The organism is Streptomyces sp. Ag82_O1-12, assembly GCF_900182715.1.
In the GTDB taxonomy this organism is placed as follows: domain Bacteria; phylum Actinomycetota; class Actinomycetes; order Streptomycetales; family Streptomycetaceae; genus Streptomyces; species Streptomyces massasporeus.
The window spans coordinates 981,472-998,273 of sequence record NZ_FXUW01000001.1 but is presented as its reverse complement, the minus strand read 5'-3'; the positions used below and the strand labels follow the sequence as shown (position 1 = coordinate 998,273).

The 16,802-nt window shown below is 71.4% G+C and carries 17 protein-coding genes; 9 read left to right on the top strand and 8 right to left on the bottom strand.

From position 1 onward, the window contains the following. Positions 1-63 precede the first annotated feature (63 nt). Positions 64-1,206 (top strand): glycosyltransferase, encoded by a 1,143-nt coding sequence (locus tag QOL88_RS04580; RefSeq protein ID WP_097215202.1) that lies wholly within the window; start codon positions 64-66, stop codon positions 1,204-1,206. 92 nt (positions 1,207-1,298) lie between these two features. Here QOL88_RS04580 and QOL88_RS04575 read toward each other — a convergent pair whose 3' ends face one another. Together QOL88_RS04575 and QOL88_RS04570 are read right to left on the bottom strand one after the other, a co-directional pair. After that, positions 1,299-2,417 (bottom strand): DegT/DnrJ/EryC1/StrS family aminotransferase, encoded by a 1,119-nt coding sequence (locus QOL88_RS04575; protein WP_097215201.1) that lies wholly within the window; start codon positions 2,415-2,417, stop codon positions 1,299-1,301. Continuing rightward, a complete protein-coding gene (locus tag QOL88_RS04570) occupies positions 2,414-3,379 on the bottom strand; it encodes an NAD-dependent epimerase/dehydratase family protein (RefSeq protein WP_097215200.1) in 966 nt (321 codons plus the stop codon). Before QOL88_RS04570 ends, QOL88_RS04575 begins: the two co-directional genes overlap by 4 nt. A gap of 207 nt (positions 3,380-3,586) precedes the next feature. Here QOL88_RS04570 and QOL88_RS04565 point away from each other — a divergent pair, with 207 nt between their 5' ends. Both QOL88_RS04565 and QOL88_RS04560 read left to right on the top strand, forming a co-directional pair. Beyond that, positions 3,587-4,300 carry a class I SAM-dependent DNA methyltransferase gene (locus QOL88_RS04565; RefSeq protein WP_097215199.1) on the top strand — a complete coding sequence of 238 codons (714 nt, stop codon included), beginning with the start codon at positions 3,587-3,589 and terminating at the stop codon, positions 4,298-4,300. 110 nt (positions 4,301-4,410) lie between these two features. After that, positions 4,411-5,061 (top strand): FMN-dependent NADH-azoreductase, encoded by a 651-nt coding sequence (locus QOL88_RS04560; protein ID WP_179878769.1) that lies wholly within the window; start codon positions 4,411-4,413, stop codon positions 5,059-5,061. A gap of 28 nt (positions 5,062-5,089) precedes the next feature. Here the strand turns inward: QOL88_RS04560 and QOL88_RS04555 are convergent, their stop codons facing one another. Beyond that, positions 5,090-6,103, bottom strand: coding sequence for a helix-turn-helix transcriptional regulator (locus QOL88_RS04555; protein ID WP_051853315.1), 1,014 nt, complete (start codon positions 6,101-6,103; stop codon positions 5,090-5,092). 81 nt (positions 6,104-6,184) lie between these two features. Here QOL88_RS04555 and QOL88_RS04550 point away from each other — a divergent pair, with 81 nt between their 5' ends. The 5 genes from QOL88_RS04550 (at position 6,185) to QOL88_RS04530 (ending at position 12,782) form a co-directional block, all read left to right on the top strand. Then, on the top strand, positions 6,185-7,009 hold the full coding sequence (locus tag QOL88_RS04550) for an SDR family oxidoreductase (RefSeq protein WP_097215197.1): 825 nt from the start codon (positions 6,185-6,187) through the stop codon (positions 7,007-7,009). A 212-nt stretch (positions 7,010-7,221) separates the two neighbouring features. Further along, entirely contained in the window at positions 7,222-8,712 is a 1,491-nt protein-coding gene (locus QOL88_RS04545) for an NDP-hexose 2,3-dehydratase family protein (RefSeq protein ID WP_097215196.1), read from the top strand. Between the two features lie 44 nt (positions 8,713-8,756). After that, positions 8,757-9,092 carry an antibiotic biosynthesis monooxygenase family protein gene (locus QOL88_RS04540; protein WP_037818769.1) on the top strand — a complete coding sequence of 112 codons (336 nt, stop codon included), beginning with the start codon at positions 8,757-8,759 and terminating at the stop codon, positions 9,090-9,092. Positions 9,093-9,156: 64 nt separating this feature from the next. Then, complete coding sequence (gene ccrA / locus QOL88_RS04535; protein WP_097215195.1) at positions 9,157-10,494, top strand: crotonyl-CoA carboxylase/reductase; 1,338 nt, start codon at positions 9,157-9,159, stop codon at positions 10,492-10,494. Positions 10,495-10,517: 23 nt separating this feature from the next. Next, positions 10,518-12,782 (top strand): ATP-binding cassette domain-containing protein, encoded by a 2,265-nt coding sequence (locus QOL88_RS04530; RefSeq protein WP_097215194.1) that lies wholly within the window; start codon positions 10,518-10,520, stop codon positions 12,780-12,782. A gap of 54 nt (positions 12,783-12,836) precedes the next feature. Here QOL88_RS04530 and QOL88_RS04525 read toward each other — a convergent pair whose 3' ends face one another. From QOL88_RS04525 to QOL88_RS04505, 5 genes are all read right to left on the bottom strand, one after another. Further along, on the bottom strand, positions 12,837-13,937 hold the full coding sequence (locus QOL88_RS04525; RefSeq protein ID WP_257027496.1) for an AI-2E family transporter: 1,101 nt from the start codon (positions 13,935-13,937) through the stop codon (positions 12,837-12,839). A 289-nt stretch (positions 13,938-14,226) separates the two neighbouring features. Further along, positions 14,227-15,006, bottom strand: coding sequence for a polysaccharide deacetylase family protein (locus QOL88_RS04520; protein ID WP_097215193.1), 780 nt, complete (start codon positions 15,004-15,006; stop codon positions 14,227-14,229). 163 nt (positions 15,007-15,169) lie between these two features. After that, the gene (locus QOL88_RS04515) at positions 15,170-15,304 is read right to left on the bottom strand and encodes a hypothetical protein (protein ID WP_257027495.1); all 135 of its coding nucleotides are present in this window, start codon (positions 15,302-15,304) and stop codon (positions 15,170-15,172) included. 269 nt (positions 15,305-15,573) lie between these two features. Continuing rightward, a complete protein-coding gene (locus QOL88_RS04510; protein WP_097215192.1) occupies positions 15,574-15,789 on the bottom strand; it encodes a hypothetical protein in 216 nt (71 codons plus the stop codon). A gap of 154 nt (positions 15,790-15,943) precedes the next feature. Beyond that, positions 15,944-16,399 (bottom strand): tellurite resistance TerB family protein, encoded by a 456-nt coding sequence (locus QOL88_RS04505; RefSeq protein WP_097215191.1) that lies wholly within the window; start codon positions 16,397-16,399, stop codon positions 15,944-15,946. 97 nt (positions 16,400-16,496) lie between these two features. Between QOL88_RS04505 and QOL88_RS04500 the strand changes: the two genes are divergently transcribed. Further along, positions 16,497-16,688 carry a hypothetical protein gene (locus tag QOL88_RS04500; protein ID WP_257027494.1) on the top strand — a complete coding sequence of 64 codons (192 nt, stop codon included), beginning with the start codon at positions 16,497-16,499 and terminating at the stop codon, positions 16,686-16,688. The last annotated feature ends 114 nt before the right edge of the window (positions 16,689-16,802 follow it).

The window sequence follows — 16,802 nt, the reverse complement described above, 5'->3', positions numbered from 1 at the left end:
GGCGGGCCGCCGGCCACGGCAACCGCCGTGGCCGGCGGCCCCCGGACGATCCGAAGGAGAAGCATGCGATTCCTGTTCGTCGCCGGGGGAGGTGCCGCGCCCGTGCACGCCAGCGTGCCGCTCGCCTCCGCGGCCCGCACGGCCGGCCACGAGGTCATCGTGGCCGCGCCCGAGGAGAACCTCGACCTCATCACCGGTCTCGGTCTGCCCGCCCGCGGCGTGACCGCCCTGGGCATGGCCGATGCCATGCTCAAGGACCGGGAAGGCAACTGGCTGCCCATGCCCACGGGCGAGGCCGACGAGATGGACTTCGGAGGACGCGGCTTCGCCCGGCTGTCCGCGGCCGGTCTCGCGGGTACCCTCGAACTCGCCGAGGCATGGCGCCCGGACGTGGTGATCGGCGGCGAGTACAACCTGGCCGGTCCGCTCGTCGCCCACAAACTGGGCATTCCCCTCGTCCGTCACACCTGGGCCATCTACGACCGCACCGAGGTCGACTGGCAGGGCGCCACGGACGAACTCCGCCCCGAACTCGCACAGTTCGGCCTCGACACGATCCCCGACGCGGCCCTCTTCGTCGACATCACCCCGCCCAGCGTGCGACCCGACCACGCCGAACCCGCCCAGGCCATGCGCTGGACCGCGGGCAACCCGCAGATACCGCTCGAGCCCTGGATGTACACCAAGGGCGACCGCCCCCGCGTGCTCATCACCTCCGGTTCGCGCAGTGCCTTCATTCCCGCGCTCGGCATGGACTTCTTCCGGCCGTTGCTCGACAACCCGCTCCTGAACGCCGGTGACATCGAGGTCGTCGTGGCCACGGGCGAGCCGCTTGCCGGGCAGATCCGGGAGGCCTACCCGGAGATCAAGGCCGGATTCGTCCCCCTGGACGTGATCGCACCCACCCTCGACCTCGCCGTCCACCACGGCGGCGGCGTCACCGTGATGACGCTGCTGAGCGCCGGGGTGCCGCAGCTCGTCCTCCCCGAGATCCTGGCCTCGGCGATTCCGCTGCGACGGGTCGACGAGTACGGCGCCACGCACACGCTGGCCTCGCACCAGGAGCCGCCCGAGGAAGTGGCCGCGGACATCTCGAAGATGCTGTCCGACACCTCCTACCGGCGTCGCGCCCGCGATCTCGCCGACGAGATCGCCGGGCTGCCGGCTCCCGCCGAGGTCGTCAAGGCGATCGAGGCCCTGGTCTGAGACGCCTCCGGCGGCACCCCTGAACCATCGATGGTGCCCACCCCCTGCGAGGGGGTGGGCACCATCGTGTCGTCCGCGGCCGCCGCGAGCGGTCAGACGCTGAGCACGGCCTCCCGCACGGCCGAGATCACCTTGTCCTGCAGACCGGCCGGCAGCGACGGATACATCGGCAGCGAGAAGATCTCGTCGGCGAGCCGCTCGGTCACGGGCAGCGAACCGCGCTGGTAACCGAGGTGCCGGAAACCTTCGTTGGTGTGAACCGGCCACGGATAGCTGATGTTCAGGGCGATGTCGTGACGCTTGACGTGCTCGATGATCGCGTCACGGCGGGGGTGGCGCACCACGTAGACGTAGTAGACATGGTCGTTCCCCTCGGTCACCGACGGCAGCAGCAGCCCGTGTTCGGCGAGGTCGCCCAGCCCCTCGCGATACCGGTCGGCCACCGCCAGGCGGCCCGCGACATAGGCGTCCAGCCGGCGCAGCTTGCGGCGCAAAATCTCGGCCTGCACCTCGTCCAGCCGACTGTTGTGCCCGGGCGTCTGCACCACGTAGTAGGTCTTCTCCATGCCGTAGTAGCGCAGCCGCCGCAGCGCCGCGTCGACGTCCGGGTCGGAGGTGAGCACCGCCCCGCCGTCGCCGTACGCGCCGAGCACCTTGGTGGGGTAGAAGGAGAACGCGGCCGCGTCCCCCATCGCGCCGGCGCGTTCGCCGTGGTGCCGGGCACCGTGCGCCTGTGCGCAGTCCTCCAGGATCACCAACCGGTGCCGCTCGGCTATCGCGCGCAGCGGCGCCATGTCGACGCACTGCCCGTACAGGTGCACGGGAAGCAGGGCCTTGGTGCGCGGGGTGACGGCCGCGGCGACCTGGTCCGTGTCCATCAGGAAGTCGTCCTCGCGGATGTCGACGAAGACCGGCGTCGCCCCGGCCCCGTCGATGGCCACCACCGTCGGTGCCGCCGTGTTCGACACGGTGATCACCTCGTCGCCGGGGCCCACGCCCAGTGCCTGCAGACCGAGTTTGACCGCGTTGGTGCCGTTGTCCACGCCGGTGCAGTGGGCGCTGCCGTGGTAGGCGGCGAACTCCTCCTCGAAACCCGCCACGCTCGGCCCGAGCACCAGCCTGCCGGAGCGGAACACGGTCTCGACGGCGTCCAGCAGGTCCTCGCGCTCCGCCTCGTACTCCGGCAGGTAGTCCCACACATAGGTCGTCATGCCGACGGCTCTCCTTTTCGCGTCGCGACGTCTTGTCGCTCGGTGAACTCACGCCAATAGGCCTCCACCGCGTCGGTGAGCGGCCTGCGCGGCCGCCAGCCGAGCGACCGCCACGCGGGACCGGTGTCCACGCGCGACCAGGTCTCGGTGGAGTGCTGTCTCCCGGTCCCGCTGTGCTCCTCCACGACGGCGGGCAGCCCGCTGCGCTGGATCAGCAGGTCGACCAGCGACCGCACGGAGGTGCTCTCGCCACTGCCGATGTCGATCAGCTCCCCGGAACACGGCGACATCGCGGCGGCCACCACGGCCTCGGCGACATCGCGCACGTCCACGTAGTCGCGGTGCGCCAGCAGCGGGTCGAGCCGGATCACCGCGGGGCCGCCCCGGGCCTGTAGAAGCTGCCCCGCGACCTGCCCGAGCAGGCTCACGTCCGGGCTGCCCGGCCCGGCGATGTTGCTGATCCGCAGCACCATCCCGGTCAGCTCCCCGGTGTGGAACCGGTCCAGCACGGCCCGGGTCGCGGCGAGTTTCGCCCGGCCGTACGCGCTGGTCGGCCGGGTCTCGGCGACCGCGGTCGTGGAACTGCCCTCCCGCATCCGGCCGTACTCGAGCACCGAACCGAGGTGGACCAGTCGCGGACGCACGGGCAGCGTCTCCAGGGCGTCCAGCAGTCGCAGCGTCGGGACCGCGGCGGCCTCCCACATCTGGTCGTCCCGCCGCCCCCAGATGCTTCCGACGGCGTTGACCACGACCCCGGCCCCCGTCTCGCCCAGCTCACGGGCCAGTTCGCGCGCGGGCCGGGTGACCAGATCGAGGGCGAGGAAGCGCCAGGGCGGGAGATCGGCCGGTGCTCCGCGAGCCACGGACACGACCTCGACGCCCCGCTCGTCGAGGGCGGCGCACACATGCCGCCCGAGGAAACCCGTACCGCCCAGGACGACGACCCTGCCGTTCGCGGACATGGTGTCCTTCCTTCCGCTGCCTGTGCCGTCGCCGGTCGGTGCCCGTGCGGTCCTGCCCCACCGAGGGACGACGGCGTGCCGAGGGCATCGTGGACCGTCTCGATCGCGACTCGCTCAAGCCCCGGCCGGGTTCCAGCGGCGCTCGATGCGGAGCGGGGAGTCTGCCGGGAGTCAGAAGGACATTCACCGCCCGGCAACGGAGGCAGCATGTACGGCGCCGACTCGGCCAAGATCTACCACGCCCAACACACCGCACGGGGCAAGGACTACGCCGCTGAGGCGGAACTCGTCGCCGAGCAGATCCGCGAGCGGCTGCCCGGTGCCTCCAGCGTGCTGGACGTCGCCTGCGGCACGGGCGGGCACCTCGGGGCGTTCACCGAACTCATCGGCAACGCCGAGGGCATCGACCTCTCGGAGCCCATGCTGGAGATCGCCCGTGCCGACCTGCCCGATGTCCCGCTGCACACCGGCGACATGCGCTCCTTCGACCTCGGCCGCACCTTCGACGCCGTCACCTGCCTGTTCGCCTCCATCGGCTACGTCGGCTCCGAGGACGAACTGCACCAATCGCTGCGGTGCTTCGCCCGGCACGTCGTGCCCGGGGGAGTGGTGGCCGTCGAACCGTGGTGGTTCCCCGAGACCTACGTCGACCGCTGGGTCTCCAGCGACGTCATCGACGCGGACGGCACCACCATCGCCCGCGTCGCGCACACCGTCCGGGACGGCGACGCCTCCCGGATGAGCGTCCACTACCTGATCGCCTCGCCCGACGGCGGTGTCCGGTACGTCACCGAGGTCCACCGGGCGATGCTCTTCACCCGCGACCAGTACGAGAACGCCTTCCGGCAGGCCGGCCTGCGGCCCGAGTACGTGCCGGGGGTGCTGTCCGGCCGCGGGCTGTTCACCGGCGTCCGTGAGTGAGGCGAACGGGGCGCAAGCAGCACTCCGACCGGGTTCGAGCGCGGCACCGGAACATGCGTCCAGCCGAGCGCCGGACCCGGGCGCTCACCGATCCTCATGAGAGGTGGCCTGTGGCCCGCCTGCTGCACATCGACTCCTCGCCCTCGCCCTACTCCGTCTCGCGCCGCCTCGCCGGCGTCTTCCGGGAGACCTGGGCCAAGGAACTGCCCGACGGCGACATCACCCACCGGGACCTGGTGGCGACCCCGCTTCCGCACCTGGACGCCGACGGGGTCCACACCCTTCTCAACGCCCCCGAGACCGACGCCCAGCGCACCGCCGCCGCGCTGCACGACGAACTCGTCGAGGAGGTGCTGTCCGCGGACGCGCTGCTGATCAGCGCGCCCATGCACAACTGGACCATCCCCTCCCACCTCAAGGCGTGGCTGGACCAGTCCCTGCTGATGGGCCGCACCCTGCCCTTCGACCCGTCCATGAACCCGCTCGCGGGCCGGCCGGCCACGGTCGTCCTGGCGTACGGCGGCGACTACGGACCCGCCTCGCCGGACCATGCGATGGACCACTGCGCGCCCTACCTGCGGACCGTGCTGGGTCAGGTCCTCGGCTACGACCTGGAGATCATCACCGCCTCCCACACCGTCGCCCCGTTCACCTCCCAGGACCCGGCCGAGCACGAGAAGGCCGCCGTCTCGCTGCGGGAGGCGGAGAGCGCGGTGGCGGAGCGTGCCCGGACGACCGCCGCGGTGCCGGCCCGCGCCTGACCGAGAGCGGCCGCGTGGGGGACGACCCTCACGCAGGCCGCCCCTCGGCCGCCGGATCGCGGACGCGTCCGGCCCACTCGTCGCTCTCCGGCCAGGCCGCCCGCTGCAGCCGCCCGGTGAGCGTCCGCAACCGCTCCACCAGCTCCTCCGGTTCGTGCACCACGAAGTCGAACCCGAACGCGGCCACCCACACCGCCAGATGGTCCAGGCTGTCCGAGCCGATGCGCAGCACGCACGACTCGTCGTCGATGGGCTCCACGGTGCCCAGCGTGGTCGGCACCTCGTCGGCCACCTCCGTCGCCGAGCCGCGCATCGTCAGCACGGCCCGGTAGCGGTACTGCGCGGTGGTGCGCCCCGTCGACAGATAGCTCACCAGGTCCTCGGTCGGCAACGGCCGCGGGCTGAAACGGGGCCCGGTCGGCACCCTGAGCTCCAGCCGGTCGACCCGGAACCTGCGCCAGTCCGACCGCTGGGTGTCCCACGCGAAGAGGTACCAGCGCCGCGCGTCGTGGACGAGCCGGTACGGCTCCACGTCACGCACCGTGCGTTCCCCGTCGTAGGACACGTAGTCGAACCGGAGCCGTTCGCGGTCACGCACGGCCGAGGCGATCGCGCTCAGCGCCGAAGCGTCGATCGTGCGGCCCGGCGTCGGCATGGTGACCATGGCCGCGCCGAGCGTGTTGATCTGGTGGCGCAGCCGGGACGGCAGTACCTGGTCCAGCTTCGCCAGCGCCCTGACGGACGTCTCCGCGATGCCCGTGACCGCGCCCGACGCCGCCGTACGCAGCCCCACCGCCACGGCCACCGCCTCCTCGTCGTCCAGCAGCAGCGGCGGCAGCGAGGCACCGGCCCCCAGCTGGTACCCGCCGCCCACACCGCCGATGGCGTTGATCGGGTAGCCCAGCGCGCGCAGCTTGTCCACGTCGCGCCGGATGGTCCGCGCACTGACGCCCAGCCGGTCCGACAATTCCTGCCCTGACCAGTCACGTTGTGTCTGCAGCAGCCCGAGCAGACGCAGCAGCCGCGCCGAGGTTTCCAACATGGCGAGAGTTTGGCATCAATGGCGGTCAATAGGTGACCGCGAATGCTCCTAACGTCGCTCCCAGACGGAAGGAGACCCCCCATGACCATTCTCGTAGCCGGTGCCACGGGCAACGTCGGACGTCCCCTCGTGGAGCAGCTGCTCGCCTCGGGACACCAGGTGCGCGCCCTTACCCGCAATCCCGCCAAGGCCGATCTGCCGGCCGGCGCCGAGGCCGTCGCCGGGAATCTGGCGGACACCGCCGGCCTGGCCCGGGCCTTCGACGGAGTGACCGCCGCACACCTGATCAGCTTCAACGGCGAGGACTTCTCCCCGCTGACCAACGGTGCGGAGATCGCCGAACTGGCGCGCAAGGCCGGGGTGCGGCGGGTGACGGTGCTCAAGGGCGATGTGGAGAAGAGCCCGCTGGAGGAGGCGGTCGAGGCCAGCGGCCTGGAGTGGACCCACCTCTCGCCGGTGGAGTTCATGTCCAACGCGCTGGAGTGGGCCGAGTCCATCGCCTCCGAGGGCGTCGTCCGCGAGGCGTTCGCCGAGGCCAAGAGCGCCATGGTGCACGAGGCGGACATCGCCGCGGTCGCCGCGGTCGCCCTGACCGCGGACGGCCACGCGGGCCAGGAGTACTGGCTCACCGGCCCAGAGGCGCTGACCCCTTCGGACAAGGTCCGCATCATCGCCGAGGCCCTCGGCCGCGAGGTGCGCTATGTCGAGCTGTCCCAGGACGAGATCGTCGCGCAGTGGCGCGAACAGGGCTACTCGGACGAGGACATCGAGTTCTTCATCATGATGCGCACCAACCCGCCGGAGGCCGGCTACACCGTGCTGCCGACGGTGGAGAAGGTCACGGGCAAGCCGGCCCGCACCTTCGCCCAGTGGGTGCGGGAGAACGCGGCCGCCTTCGGCGGCTGACCACGGCGCGAACACAGCGCGCCGCCCGGTACCGACGGCACCTGGGCCGGCCGGTACCGCACCCGGACAGGGCCGGGCGGGGATCCCCCGCCCGCCCGGCCCCCTTCCGGCCCGTGCCGCGAGTTCGACCACCGCTGTGGGCATCGTCGAGCAGCCGTGACCACCGTGGCGGACGACCTGTCAGGCCATCAGGCATCTTTCGGGAGTCCGCCTTGACCGCAACCGTCCCGTCGGCCGCGCGCCGGCCGGAGTCCCCCGGGGACTCCCCGTCCCTGCGGATCGCACGGTCCGCCCTGGCGACCTCCGGTCACCTCGCGGACCTGGACGCCTTCCACGATTGGTTCACCGACTGCGGACGGCGGTTCGCGATGGAGGTCGGGGTGGTACCCCTGGACGCGCTCGCCGGCTGGCGCACCGACCCGGCCACCGGCGACCTGCGCCACGAATCGGGACGGTTCTACGCCGTGACCGGGCTGGAGGTGCACACCCCGGGCGCGCCGGTCAGCCGGTGGCGCCAGCCCATCCTCGACCAGCCGGAAGTGGGCGTCCTCGGCATCCTCGCCAAGGAGTTCGACGGCGTCCTGCACTTCCTGATGCAGGCCAAGAACGAGCCGGGCAACCCCGGCGGGCTGCAGCTGTCACCGACCGTGCAGGCGACCCGCAGCAACTTCACGCGGGTGCACGGCGGCAGCCGGGTGCCCTACCTCGACCACTTCCTCGACACGTCCCGCCACCACGTGCTGGCCGACGTCCGCCAGTCCGAACAGGGGGCCTGGTTCTACCGCAAGCGCAACCGCAACATGGTGGTGCTCGTGACCGAGTCCCTCGAGGCGCTGGACGGCTTCTGCTGGCTGACCCTGGGCCAGCTGCACCGGCTCCTGGCCGTCGACGATCTGGTGAACATGGACGCGCGCACCGTGCTGTCCTGCCTGCCCTTCGCCGCCGCCGGCCTCTCGGACCTGAACGGCGGGCCCGCGCCGGACCCCTTCACGGCCGCCCTCGTCCGGTCCTGCGAGCCGGGGGCCACGGACCGGCAGGAGAGCAGGGAACTGCTCGGCTGGCTGAGCGGGATCCGCTCCGGGAGCGAGGACCGCGTCCTCCCCGTCCCCCTGCGGGACGTGGACCGGTGGCGGCTCGCCGACGGCAGGATCGTGCACGAGGACGGCGCCTTCTTCAGCGTGATGGGCGTGACCGTCTCCGCGGCCGGACGGGAGGTCCGCAGCTGGTCCCAGCCGCTGATCGAGCCGTGCGACCAGGGCGTGTGCGCCTTCCTCGTACGGCAACGGGAGGGAGTCCTGGAACTGCTCGTGCAGGCCAAGGCCCAGCCCGGGTTCGTCGACACCGCCGAACTGGCGCCCACCGTGCAGTGCACACCGTCCAACTACGACGTGCTGCCGGACGGCGCACGGCCCCCGTACCTGACCGAGGTGCTGTCCGCCCGGCCGGAGCAGATCCGCTTCGACACCGTCCTCGCCGAGGAAGGAGGGCGGTTCTTCCAGGCCCGCAACCGGTACCTCGTCGTGGAGACCGGCGAGGACCACGACGCCCCGCGGCCCGGCTACCGCTGGGTGACCATGGCGCAGCTCTCCGAACTGCTGTGCCACAGCCACTACCTCAACGTCGAGGCCCGCAGCCTCGTCGCCTGCCTGCACGCGCTGTCCGCCGGACTTCGACCGGACCTCGAGACCGCGTCCCGACACTGACCACCGTCTCGACCTCAGCGATCCCCACCACAGAGGAGACCACCATGGCCGCTCCGGGCGACAGCGCGGGAAGCGTCACGTTCGTCAACAGGTTCACCGTCTCCGGCGATCCGGACGCCTTCGAGAAGGCGTTCGCCCGCGTCGCCGAGTTCATGACGGTGCAGCCGGGCATCCTCGGCTACACCCTGTCCCGGGACGTCGACGACCCCCAGCGCTACGTGAACATCGCCCGCTGGGAGAACGCCCCGGCCCTGCGGGCCGCGGTCACCCGGCCGGGCTTCCGCGAGCACGTGGAAGAGCTGCGGCAACTGGCCGAGTCCAGCTCCGAGCTGTATGTCGAACGGCATCGCTACCTCGGCGACGGCGCACCGGCGGCATGACACCCGGGCGCCCCACCGCGCCGGTCGCGGCCGGCGCTTCGGCGAGACGAGAGGAGCGGTCCCCGTGGACGAGCTGAGCGCGGCAGTGCTGGCGGACGCGCCGCCCGCCGATCTGCTGAACACCCCCCTGCCGAAGAGCTACCGGGCAGCCTGCCTGCGGGCCGAGGACACCGGGATCTTCACCGGTGTCGATGACAAGGACGTACGCAAGACACTGCGCGTCGACGACGTGCCCCTGCCCGAACCGGCCCCGGACGAGGTGCTGGTGGCCGTGATGGCGAGCGCCGTCAACTACAACACCGTCTGGTCGGCGACGTTCGAACCGCTGCCCACCTTCGCCTTCCTCGACCGCCTCGGGCGGCAGGGCGGTTTCGCGGCACGCCACGACCTGCCGTACCACGTGGTCGGCTCGGACGCGGCGGGCGTGGTGGTGCGCACCGGCGCCGCCGTCGCCCGGTGGAGCGCCGGCGACCACGTCGTGGTCAGCTGCGTCCAGGTCGACGACCACGAACCGGCGACCCACGGTGACGCCATGCTGGGATCGGCCCAGCGCATCTGGGGCTACGAGACCAACTTCGGCGGCCTCGCCCACTACGCCGTGGTGAAGGCGAGCCAGCTGCTGCCGAAGCCGGGGCATCTCACCTGGGAGGAGGCCGGGAGCTCGATGCTCACCGCGGCCACCTCCTACCGCATGCTGATCAGCGACAAGGGAGCCCGGATCAAGCTCGGCGACGTCGTGCTGATCTGGGGCGCGGCCGGCGGACTGGGCGCCTTCGCGGTGCAGTTGGTCAAGCAGGCCGGCGGCATACCCGTCGCCGTGGTCGGCTCACCCGACAAGGCCCGTGCGGTGCGCGCCCTCGGCTGCGACGTGGTCCTCGACCGCACGGAACTCGGGCTGGGCGGCGGTGGCACGGGCGACGAGATCATCGCCCAGGGCAAACGACTCGGACGCGCCATCCGCGATGCCGTCGGAGAGGACCCGGCGGTCGTCTTCGACTACGTCGGCCGGGCCACCTTCGGACTCTCCGTCTTCGTGCTGCGGCGCGGCGGCACGGTCGTCACCTGCGGCTCCAGCACCGGCTACCAGCACGAGTTCGACAACCGCTACCTGTGGATGCACTCCAAGCGCGTCGTCGGCAGCCACGCCGCCAACCTCATGGAACAGGCCGAGTGCAACCGGCTGTTCGACCTCGGCAAGCTCGTCCCCGTGCTGTCCGAGGTGCACACCCTCGACGAGGTCGGCGAGGCGGCCCGCAGGGTCCAGCTCAATCGTCACACCGGCAAGGTGGGCGTCCTGTGCCTCGCGCCGCGCGAAGGGCTCGGGGTGACCGACCCCGAGCGGCGCCGGGCCATCGGCCCCACCGACCTCAACCCCTTCCGGCCCTCCGTCCCCTTGAACTGAAAGGCATTCCGGTACACCGTCGCATGCGAAACACAGAAGACGACATCGTCATCGTCGGCGCCCGCGAGAACAACCTCAAGGACGTCTCCTTACGATTGCCCAAGAACAAGATCACCGTCTTCACTGGTGTGTCCGGCTCGGGCAAGTCCTCCATGGTGTTCGACACCATCGCGGTGGAGGCGCAGCGGCAGCTGAACGGCACGTTCAGCTGGTTCATCCGCAACCAGCTGCCCAAGTACCAGCGCCCGCACGCGGACGTCATCGCCAACCTGACCTCGCCCGTCGTGGTCGACCAGAAGCCGGTCGGCGGGAACGCCCGGTCCACGGTCGGCACGATGACCGACATCTACTCCAGCGTCCGGGTGCTCTTCTCCCGCCTGGCCACCCCCTACCACCCGCCGTCCCTCTACTCGTTCAACGACCCGCAGGGGATGTGCGCCGAGTGCGACGGCCTCGGCCAGGCGCGCCGCGTCGACGTGGACCGCATGCTGGACCGCTCCAAGTCCCTCGACGAGGGCGCCATCCAGCTCCCCACCCACAAGGTGGGGAGCATGGACTGGCAGCAGTACGCCAATTCGGGCCACTTCGACACCGCCAAACTCCTGAGCGAGTACACGGACGACGAGTGGCGGATGCTGCTGTACGGCAGCGGCGGCAAAGTCACGGTGAGCACCGCGAACAGCACGGCCACCCTCAACTACGAAGGAGTGGTGGCGCGCTTCACCCGCACGAACCTCAAGCGCGACCTGAGCTCACTGAGCGAGCGGGGACGGGCCAACATCGAACGGTTCATCACCATGGGCGTGTGCACGGCCTGCGAAGGGGCCCGCCTCAACGCGACGGCTCTCGAGGCCCGGGCCGGGTCCCACAGCATCGCCGACTGGACGCGCATGGAGGTCAGCGACCTGATCGAGGTCCTCGGCGGCGTCGAGGACCCGGTCGCAGGCGCGATCGCCGAGGGAGTCCTCAGCGCACTGCGGCGGATCGAGACGGTCGGCCTGGGCTATCTGTCCCTGGACCGTGCGACGACGTCCCTGTCCGGCGGTGAGGCGCAGCGCCTGAAGACGGTACGCCACCTCAGCAGCAGCCTCGTCGGGATGACCTATGTGTTCGACGAGCCGAGTACCGGACTGCACCCGCGGGACGTGGGCCGGCTCAACGACATGCTGCGCGAGCTGCGCGACAAGGGCAACACGATCCTGGTCGTCGAGCACGACCCGGACGTCATCGCCATCGCCGACCACGTCGTCGACATGGGACCGGGCGCCGGTGTGCACGGCGGCGAGGTCGTCTTCGAAGGGCCCTTCGAGTCCCTCCGGCACGCCGACACCCCGACGGGTGCCGGACTGCGCGCCATCGGCGGGGTGAAGGAGCCGGTGCGCGAGCCGGCCGGTGAACTGCGCGTCGAGAACGCCGCTCTGCACAACCTGAAGAACGTCTCCGTGGGCATCCCCACCGGCACGCTCACCGCGGTCACGGGCGTGGCGGGCTCGGGCAAGAGCTCCCTGATGGCCGGTGCCTTCATGGCCGCGTACCCCGAGGCCGTGTTCGTGGACCAGTCGCCCATCAAGGCGTCCTCCCGGTCCACACCCGCCAGCCACCTCGACGTGATGGACGCGATCCGCAAGCTGTTCGCCAAGGCGACCAGGACACCGGTCTCCCTGTTCAGCTTCAACTCGGCGGGCGCCTGCGACGAGTGCAAGGGCCGTGGTGAGATCGTCACCGAGCTCGCCTACATGGATCCGGTGCGGACACGCTGCGAGGCCTGTGAGGGCAGGCGGTTCAAGGACGAGGTGCTGGCGCACACCCTGCGCGGCCGGTCCATCGCGGACGTGCTGGAGATGTCCGCGGAGGACGCCGTGGCGTTCTTCCACGAGCGCGAGGTGCACGACAAGCTGGCCGGGCTGCTGGACGTGGGCCTGGGCTACCTCACCCTGGGCCAGCCGCTGAGCACCCTGTCCGGCGGTGAACGGCAGCGGCTGAAGCTGGTCGCACACCTGCACCGCACCGGGGCCGTCCACGTCCTCGACGAGCCCACCACCGGGCTGCACATGTCGGACGTCGACACCCTGGTCGCCCTGCTGAACCGGCTCGTGGACCGCGGCAATACCGTCGTGGTCATCGAGCACAACCTCGACGTCGTCCGGCAGGCCGACTGGGTCGTCGACCTCGGCCCGGACGGCGGCAAGCACGGCGGCGAGATCGTCTTCACCGGCACCCCGCGCGAACTGCTGAAGTCCGAGGCCTCCGTGACCGGCGCGTACCTGCGCCAGTACTGCGGCGCCTGATCCGGCCTCCCCTCCCGCGGTGCCGACCCGGAACGGCACCGCGGGAGGGGGTGTTCAGGCCGGTTCGCCCGCAGGTCCCCGCAGCGCCTGGTACACGGACCACACCACCGCCACCAGCGGTACGGCCACCACCGCGCCGATCACCCCCGCCGCGACCGCTCCGCCGACCACCGCCAGGGCGACCACCACCGGGTGCAGACGGACGGCCCAGCTCATCACGATGGGGTGCAGGAGGTGGCCTTCGATCTGGCCGATGACCACGATCAGGGCGACGACCACCAGGGCGATGAGCGGTCCCTTCGACGCCAGGGCGACGACCGCCGCCACCGCCAGGGCGATGGGCGAGCCGATCAGGGGGATGAACGCGGCCGTGAACTCCAGCAGGGCCAACGGCACGGCGAGCGGCACCCCGAGGGCGAACAGCGCGATGCCCACGAGGACCGCGTTGGTCGCCGCCACCAGCAGGATGCCGTGGGTGTACCCGGTGAAGGTCCGCCACGCCGCCCCCGCCCCGACCGCGACCCGCTGCCGGGCCCGTTCGGGGAGCTGGTCGCACAGCCACTGCCACTGCTTCTCGCCGGAGTGCGTGAAGAAGACCGCGCAGAACAGGGCCAGGGCGAGCACGGTCAGCACCTCGACCAGCCTGCTCGCGCCGCTGAGCGCCGTACTGATGAGGGTGGAGCGGTGGTTCGACAGGAGCTTGCCGATCCGGGACCGGAGATCGTCGAACGCGTCCGCGGGCAGCCGGAAGGGCGGTTCCTCCAGCCGGCGCTCGATCCGGTCGATCCCCGCCACGAACTCCTTCTCCAGCCCGGTCCGCTGATCCGCCACGGTCTCACCCACCAGGGCCAGCGCCCCGAGGACGAGGACGATGCCGCCGATGAGGGCGGTGGCGACCGCGAGCGGACGGGGCATGAACCGCGCCAGCAGACCGGCCGCGGGACGGAGCACCGCCGTGATGACCAGGCCGAGGAAGACGGCCACGGCGACCCGGTGGAACTGCCCGAGCAGGGAGAACGCGACCCGGACGACGATGCCGACCGCGATGAGCCGCCACGCGTACGCGGCCGCGGTCCGCAATACGCCCGGCACGCGCGACTCGACGTCGTTCAGGTCCGGCAGCACCGAGACGGGTGGATCGGGGGGCGTCGACACCTCATGCCCGTACCACCCACCGGCCGTCGGACAGCGGAACCGGCCCGAAATTCCCCCGAAGGCCGGTACCGGCCCGGCGGACGGCGCAGCAGAGCGCGGCGCTCCGGGCATCGCCGCCACCCACCCGGTCCGTGGTCACCCGCGCCCCGCACCCACCCGGTCCGCACCGTCAGCGCCCCGGACGGGGCCCCTCACCACCGCGCACGCTCTGGCCGTGATGGAACGGACGCCGGAGCGCCCCTGGCGGCTTCGGCGGCCCGCGACCGCCGTCCGGCTCCGCCGGCCGCGGCTAGCGCACGGGGAAGCCGAAGGAGTACCCCTGCTCCTTCAGCCACGGCAACACCTCGCGCAGGGCGGCGACGGTCTGCGAGCGGTCTCCGCCCGCGTCGTGGAAGAGCAGGGTCGGGCCGTTGGAGATCTCGTTCTTGACCGTGGCCACCATGGCCTCCGTGCCGGGTCGTTCGAAGTCCTTGGAGTCGATGTTCCAGCCGAGCGGGCGCATCCCGTGGGACGCGGCGAGCTGACGGCTGTAGGGGGTGAAGGCTCCGCCGGGCGCCCGGTAGTACAGCGGGCGGACGCCTCCGGACGCCTTGGTGATCATGCGTTCGGCGTCCAGGATCTGCTGTGACTGGTAGGCCTCGGACTTGCGGTCCATGGTGACGTCGTGCGAGACCGTGTGGTCGCAGAGCCGGTGCCCGGCCGCCACCACCGCCTTGACCAGGTCCGGGTGGGCGCGGGCCTGCGTGCCCACCATGCAGAACGTGGCCTTCACGCCGTAGTCCCGCAATACCCGCAGCACCTCGGGGGTCCAGGCGGGGTCCGGTCCGTCGTCGATGGTGATGTTGACGCCACGGGCACCCGCGTCCGAGGCGTGCGCGATGCCCGCCGCCACGGGCGTCGCCTTCCGGTCCTGCGACTGGGCGGGGGGCGCCGCGACGCCCTGGCCGGGTCGCTCACCGCCGTTGCCGACCTGCGCGTTCCAGAACGAGCTGAGGCCGGCCACCGCGGTCACCCCGAGCGCCGCCGCCAGTACCTTGGCGTACCATCCCCGCTCGCCACTTCGCACCATGTCCTTTGTTCCTTCGCCGTCGCCGTGGAGCCCGTGCATACGGCAAGAGGGCGGAAGGCGGCCGACGGATGCGTCTGTTACGGATCACGGACAATCCTGCTGCTCGGCGGTATCCCGACGGCCCGCTCGGCACGCTCACGCCAGGTCCGCGGACACCCCCCGATCAGGCGCGGACGCCCGCAGCCGCGGTGTCCGCGTGTTCCCGCGTCATCGTCAGATGTTCGCCGGGGACGTCCAGCATGTCGTGCGCCGACGGCCAGGACACACGCCAGGCGTCGCCGGCCACGGAGGCGGTCATAGCGGAGGGCGGGGTGCGAGGCCCGGGCGAGGAGCGGCGGCGCGGTGACCGGCTCGGGCGTCCGACCGTGCTCCCGCGACAGCGCCGGCACCGGCCGGATCAGCTCGTCCCGGGTCATGTTCCCCGCGCCTCAAGTCCTGTGCGGCACAACGAAGTTGAGCCCACGCGAACGGGCGGAGTCGTGCCGCACGCCGACCGGGCGGCAAGGAGGGGCAGCCGGCGCGCCCTGGGCCGTGCCCGCACAGCCCCGCCTGCCCCACGACGCGGCCCTAGTAGGTCTCGCGCTCCAGGACGCGGCGGGCCGCCTCCGCCTCAGCCGCGGGCGGCGACAGTTCGTCGAGGGTGTCGAGCTCGTCGTCCGCCTCCAGTTCCCGTTCCCAGGCCGCCGCGAGGCGCTCCTGCTCCTGGCGCGGCCTGGTGCCGATCGCCTCGCGGTGCTCCGGGTCCAGAGCAGCCAGGAATCGTCCGAGCGGGTCCGTGGGCATGCGGGGCTCCTTGTCGTGTGGAGGGAGTGCCAAACCGCGCAAAACAGCACCAAAAGGCGCCGCGCAGCCCCAGCATGGCCGAATCCCCGCGCCCCTGCCGCTCGACACAGCCGGGGGACACCACGTTGGCCCCTCGGCCCCCGGGCCCGGTCGGTCAGAGGTCGAACTCGTGCGGCGGCAGGTCGAGGGCGTAGCACGCCTCGCGGACCACCGCCTGCTCGTCCTTGTCGAAGTCGCCGTCGGCGCCGCCGATGACGATGCCGATCTGGACGACGGCCCGCGCCTCGGCCGGCTTCTTCTTCGCCTTGGCGATCTCCTGCATGACGCTCACCTTGCCGAAGTCGAAGTCGGCGGTCAGCTTGTCGAGGTTGTCCTCGAAGCGGCGGCGCAGGTCGTCGGCCGGGAAGTTCTGCAGCACCTCGTTGGTGGCGATGAGCTGGGCGACGCGCTGCCGTTCGGACGGGTCGACCGTGCCGTCGGCGGCGGCCACCAGGGCGCACATGGCCATACTGGAGTCGCGGAAGGCGCCGCTCTTCAGGTCGTTCTTCTTCGCGATCAGCTGGGTCTGCATCGTCGAGGCGGATTCCTTGAGACGGTCCCACAGGGCCATGAGAACTCCATAAGTGTCAGTAGCTTCTACAGCACTGTAGAAGTTGCCAGCCCTCGTCCGCGAAAGTCCCGGCTCCCCGGTGCCGATAAACCTGGACGTGCCGTACCCGCCCGAGGTGTGGCGGGGCCGGATCCGGGCCAGTGCCGGGGTCGGCGCCAGCCTGCCGCCGGACGAGGTGGAGCGCTTCGACGAGGCCCTCGGACGGGTGCTGCGTGACCGGTTCCCCGGCGAGGTCGTCCACGTCCCGCACCGCACCTGGGCCGTGGTGGCGACGAGAGGCGAGAACTGACACGCCCGCGAGGCGTCCGCCCCCGCTGACCGACGGCACTCGGCGACCCGGGGCGCGGCATCACGGGTGTTCGACCTGTCGGACATTGTTCGAAACCTCTTGACGCTGCCCCGG

Coding starts and splice junctions, on each gene's coding strand:
- QOL88_RS04550 (WP_097215197.1), top strand. CDS start 6,185: ATGACCATTCTCGTAGCCGGTGCCACGGGCAACGTCGGACGTCCCCTC.
- QOL88_RS04565 (WP_097215199.1), top strand. CDS start 3,587: ATGTACGGCGCCGACTCGGCCAAGATCTACCACGCCCAACACACCGCA.
- QOL88_RS04515 (WP_257027495.1), bottom strand. CDS start 15,304: ATGACCGCCTCCGTGGCCGGCGACGCCTGGCGTGTGTCCTGGCCGTCG.
- QOL88_RS04580 (WP_097215202.1), top strand. CDS start 64: ATGCGATTCCTGTTCGTCGCCGGGGGAGGTGCCGCGCCCGTGCACGCC.
- QOL88_RS04530 (WP_097215194.1), top strand. CDS start 10,518: ATGCGAAACACAGAAGACGACATCGTCATCGTCGGCGCCCGCGAGAAC.
- QOL88_RS04540 (WP_037818769.1), top strand. CDS start 8,757: ATGGCCGCTCCGGGCGACAGCGCGGGAAGCGTCACGTTCGTCAACAGG.
- QOL88_RS04570 (WP_097215200.1), bottom strand. CDS start 3,379: ATGTCCGCGAACGGCAGGGTCGTCGTCCTGGGCGGTACGGGTTTCCTC.
- QOL88_RS04555 (WP_051853315.1), bottom strand. CDS start 6,103: ATGTTGGAAACCTCGGCGCGGCTGCTGCGTCTGCTCGGGCTGCTGCAG.
- QOL88_RS04575 (WP_097215201.1), bottom strand. CDS start 2,417: ATGACGACCTATGTGTGGGACTACCTGCCGGAGTACGAGGCGGAGCGC.
- QOL88_RS04520 (WP_097215193.1), bottom strand. CDS start 15,006: ATGGTGCGAAGTGGCGAGCGGGGATGGTACGCCAAGGTACTGGCGGCG.
- QOL88_RS04505 (WP_097215191.1), bottom strand. CDS start 16,399: ATGGCCCTGTGGGACCGTCTCAAGGAATCCGCCTCGACGATGCAGACC.
- QOL88_RS04510 (WP_097215192.1), bottom strand. CDS start 15,789: ATGCCCACGGACCCGCTCGGACGATTCCTGGCTGCTCTGGACCCGGAG.